General features: G+C 63.6%; 3 protein-coding genes. 1 reads left to right on the top strand and 2 read right to left on the bottom strand.

Annotated elements, in window-relative coordinates; genetic code table 11:
- Positions 1 to 1087 (bottom strand): DUF4143 domain-containing protein (locus tag VEK15_12460; GenBank protein HXV61503.1); only part of this gene is annotated, 1087 nt, incomplete at its 3' end.
- Between the two features lie 180 nt (positions 1088 to 1267).
- Positions 1268 to 3670: a protein kinase gene (locus VEK15_12455; GenBank protein ID HXV61502.1), complete on the bottom strand. Its 2403-nt coding sequence runs from the start codon at positions 3668 to 3670 to the stop codon at positions 1268 to 1270.
- Positions 3671 to 3811: 141 nt separating this feature from the next.
- Here VEK15_12455 and VEK15_12450 point away from each other — a divergent pair.
- Positions 3812 to 4956: serine/threonine-protein kinase (locus tag VEK15_12450; protein ID HXV61501.1), on the top strand; the 1145-nt coding region annotated here is incomplete at its 3' end.

Here is a 4956-nt window from a genome sequence, read left to right as displayed (position 1 = left end):
TCTTCAGGCTGCGGGTGCCTCCGTACGACAGGATGCGCCGCGTGAGCTTGGGTAGCTCGGCAATAGCTCTCGAGCCGGCCAGCATGGATGTTTGGTATCGCGGTTGTGACTTGACCTCGATGGCCAGAAAACGCCGCCCTCGCTGCAGGAGAAAGTCGACTTCAACATTCGACGCTTGGGTGGGGGACCAGTAGAAGATGCTGTCGTATAGCTCGCTCTCCTCGGCGTAGGCTCTCAACAACGTGAGAATCCATCCTTCGAGGAGAGCTCCTCGCTCTTCGGCGGCGACACGCCCGAACTGCTTCTTGATGGTACGAACCAATCCCGAGTCGACCCAGTAGAGCTTCGGATGTTTGCGCTCGCGCACCCGGAGCTTCGCTTCGTAAGCGGGTAGCCTGAACGTCAACAACGTGTCTTCGAGAATGTCGAGGTAGCCGGCGACCGTGGTTCGCGGCGTTCCCGAATCGCGGGCCACACCGGAGACGTTAACGACTTGCCCATGGATCAGAGCCGCGATGGGAAGAAATCGTAGGAACCCGGGAAGATTGCGCACAAGCGCCTCGGCACGGATCTCCTCTTTCAGATACATTTGTACATAGGCTTCGAGAACGCGCTTCCGCTCCGGTGCAGCCCAGACGAGGGGGATGCTCCCGAACCGCAACACCGCCTCGAGCGAGAAGTCCTCTTCGAGCTCAGCGGGCACGAGAGGAAACATTTGCTTGCGAACGGCACGTCCGGCGAGCAAGTTGGTGCCCGCGGTCTTGAGCTTGCGCGCGCTCGAGCCGAGCAACGCGAATCGAAGCTTGCGCTCTTCGATGAACCGGTGGACTTCGTTGAGCAACGAAGGGATCCTCTGCACTTCGTCGACAACCACCCAACTGCCCTTCGGAACCGTTCGGAGCTCGTCAGCGAACAACGACGGCTCCGCCAGCAAGCTCTGGTACAGCCCCTCGTCGAGCAAGTCGAATCGATGAGCGCCGGCTAGCTCGGATCGCGCCCAGGTGCTCTTGCCTACTCCCCGCGGCCCAAGAAGGAAGAAGCTTTGCCGCGGCGGTGTCGTGATCCGAGGATATTTGCCACTGCCCATACCGTCGTCATTTTACCATGAAAAATGACGACAGAACCGGCAGTAAGCCGTATCCCGACCCACGAAGAAGACGCGGCGCGAATCCAGTAAGAGCCGGGTCTCCGCGGTGACGACTCAGGATGGTCGCTAGGAATTGACTAGGATGCCCTGTGTCTTCGAGCTCGACGTTTCACTCTACCGTCACTCTTCGAAGCCCAGCGTCTTCATGAGCGCGACGAACCGTGCGTCCGAGCGGAGCGGATCGAATGCCCGGTCGCGCCCGAGCCACCCTAGCCACTCCGAGTCCGATGCGTAAGCCTGCTCCAGATAGCTCACCGCGCGACCGTGGTCGCCGAGGCCGAGGGAGACGAGCGCGAGGTTGAACGCCGTTACCGAACCACCGAGCGACATTCGCTTCACTTCCTCGAGCTCCTGAAGCGCCCGAGCTCGATCGCCCGAAGCCCCATAGGCGTAGGCGAGCCAGGCGCCGACAAACGGCGGCGCTCCCATCGTCTTGGCCTTCTCGATATGCGGGATAGCCTCTTGGACATTTCCGGCTTGAATGTCGATCCACCCGTAGGCAAGGGGAGGAAAGAAGTAGGTGGGATCGAGCTCCGCGGACCTCCTGGCCTGCTCTCTCGCCGCTGTGTAATCTTCTTGCCAGGCGAACGCGAAGAGGGCGTCGATCGGGACCTGCGGGTTGAGTGGGTCCAACTCGGCCGCGCGCTGGCTCTCGGCAACCGACTCGTCGAACCGTCCCTGGAAGGCCAGCCCGAGCGCGAACTGGTCGTGGGCGTACGCGTAGTTCGGATTGAGCTCGAACGCCCGGCGAAACTCCACTTCGGCGCCCGCCCAGTCATACTCGTAGAAGAGCTTGAACACGGCGAGCGAGGTGTGCGCCTCGGCCGAGCTGTCGTCGAGCTCGACGGCTTTCTCGGCCGCTTCCTTCGCCTTGGGCCGCGCCTCCGAGGCGGTCAGGAACCCCTCGTTGTAGCCAGCCCAGAGGTAAGCGTCCGACAGCCCCGAGAGCGCGGGGACGAAGTCTGGGCTGATTGCGATCGCGTCTTCGAAGCGTGCGATCGCCTTCTGCAGGTTCTCGTCGCTCGGGCGGTTGAAGAAGTAGCGTCCCTTTAGGTAGGCATCGTAGGCCTCGGGATTCACCTCGGGGGCACTTCCCAGTCGTGACTCGTCCGCCGGGGTCAGTTGCACGTGGATCTCACGGGCGATGGCCGACGTCAGCTCGTCCTGGAGCGCGAGAATGTCACGCGAGCTGCGCTCGAAGCTGTTGGCCCACAGGTGGCGATCGGCCCGCGCGTCGATCAGCTGGACCGTGATCCGGACACGGTCGTCTGCTCGGAGCACCGAGCCCTCGACGACGGCATCGACGTCGAGCACCTTCGCGATCTCAGGGGTCGGCGGTCGTTGCCCGCCTTTGAATTGCATGGCGGAGCCGCGCGAGATGACGCGAAGCCGGCTGATGCGGGCGAGGTCGGCGGTCAGCTCGTCGGTCATGCCCTCTGCGAAATACTCCTGGTTAGGATCGCCCGAGTAGTTGTCGAGCGGGAGCACGGCGATCGATCGGATCTGATGCTGAATTGGAGCCTTTTGCGTGCGCCAGACGGGAAGCCGGTTCACCAGATACGCCGCCGCTCCCAGCAGGATCGCGATGCCCGCGATCGTGGGCACGAGCGCGCGCGACCATGACCTCGGCGCGTGCCCTTGGCTCGAAACGTTTCGCCGATCCGCCCCACCCGTGGAGACCGCCGAGAGTTCACCGTGAACATCCTGCATGCTCGAGAAGCGAGCGGCGGGATCCTTCTCGAGGCAGCGGTTGACGACCCGCGTTAGCCCGGCCGGCAGGTCGGGACGCAGATTCGCCAGAGGCGGGGGCACGTCCCGCAGGATCGCCGAGCCGAGCTCCGCGGCGGATTCGCCAGCGAACGGACGGCGCCCGGTCGCCATCTCGTAGACGATGACGCCCAGCGAGAACATGTCCGTCCGGTGGTCCATCGCCCGCCCCCTGAGTTGCTCCGGCGACATGTAGGGCACAGTTCCCATCACGACGCCCTCGCGGGTCCTCATCGCGGTCGAGAGCTCCGATTCCTTCTGCCCTCTCGGCTCCGGCGCGGCAACCTTCGCGAGACCGAAGTCCAGGACTTTGACTCGGCCGTCTTGCGTCACCATCACGTTGCCGGGCTTGAGATCGCGGTGCACGATGCCCTTCCCGTGCGCCGCCACAAGCGCGTCGGCGAGTGCGGTGGCAAGGCTCAAGAGCTGCCCGATCGGCATCCCGCCCTCGGGCACGAGGCGGTCTAGAGACTCGCCCTCAACGAGCTGCATGGTCAGGAAGTGGATACCCTCCGCTTCTTCGACGGAATAAACGGTCACGATGTTGGGATGATCGAGCGCAGCTAGGGCTCTCGCCTCGCGCCGGAAGCGCTCGAAGAGCTCCGGGCTCGCGGCCATTTCCGCGGGCAGGACCTTGAGGGCAACCTCTCGCCCGAGCTTTGTGTCCGTGGCGCGGTACACCTCGCCCATCCCGCCCTTACCCAGAGGGGCGGTGATCTCATACAGCCCCAATCGGGTTCCGGCAGCGAGGGTCATCGGGGAAATCTAGCGGTAACGAAAGGAACTTACAACTCCACATGCGACGATTACTCGTTTCTTCCGTCGTCGAGACCAACACGAGCATCGCATCACGCAAATAGCTTGCCGCTCCACCCTAGATCCCGTATCCTCGCCGACGTGAGTCTTTCTCGAGGCACTCGTCTCGGACCCTACGAAGTCCTCAGTCCCGTCGGAGCCGGCGGTATGGGCGAAGTCTACCAGGCGCGCGATACGCGCCTCGACCGTACGGTGGCGATCAAAGTTCTTCCGGACCATCTGTCGACGTCTTCGGAGATTCGCCAGCGATTCGAGCGTGAGGCGAGGACGATCTCGCAGCTCTCTCATCCGCACATCTGCGCGGTCTACGACGTAGGTCGCGACGCCGGCACCGACTATCTCGTGCTGGAGTACCTCGAGGGCGAGGTGCTCTCGGACCGGCTCAAAAAAGGACCGTTGCCGCTCGATCAGATGCTTCGCTATGGAATCGAGATCGCCGACGCCCTCGACAAGGCCCATCGCAAGGGCATCGTTCATCGGGATCTGAAGCCAGGGAACGTCATGCTCACGCGCTCGGGCGTGAAGCTTCTCGACTTCGGGCTCGCCAAAGACATTCGACCTCTCGGTACGACGGGCGACAAAGGAGACAGCGCGTCACCGACGCAAGGAGATTTGACGAGAGAGGGAACGATCCTCGGGACCGTGCAGTACATGGCTCCGGAACAGCTCGAGGGCAAGGAAGTCGACGCCCGCACGGACATCTTCGCGTTTGGGGCGGTCCTCTACGAGATGGCTACGGGTCGCAAGGTTTTCGACGCATCGAGCCGGGCGTCTCTCATCACGGCGATCATGTCCGCCGAGCCGCCTTCGATTTCCTCGGTCCAGCCGACCAGCCCGCCTCTGCTCGACCGATTGATCCAAGTTTGCCTCGCGAAGGACCCGAACGAGCGGGTGCAGACGGCACACGATGTGATGCTCCAGCTCCGGTGGATCGCGGAGGGCTCACAGGTCGGCCTCCCCACTCCTGGCGTCACGCGGCGCAGAAGCCGGGAGCGCCTGGCCTGGGCCGTTGCCGCGGTGGCCGTGGCCGCGGCCCTCTGGCTCGGCCTCGCGAGAGAACCCTCGGCCTCCACTCCGGACGCGCGTGTCCTCCGCACCACGCTCCTCCTTCCGGATAAAGTCTCGCTGAGAAATGCGGCCATCTCGCCCGATGGGAAGGACGTCGTCTTCAGCGGCACCGACGCGACGGGCAAGTCCCAGCTCTGGGTGCGTCCCCTCGATTCGGA

The organism is Vicinamibacteria bacterium (genome assembly GCA_035620555.1).
Taxonomy (GTDB): Bacteria; Acidobacteriota; Vicinamibacteria; order Marinacidobacterales; family SMYC01; genus DASPGQ01.
The sequence above is the reverse complement of the archived record's forward strand: the minus strand, read 5'-3'. Positions and strand labels throughout refer to the sequence as shown.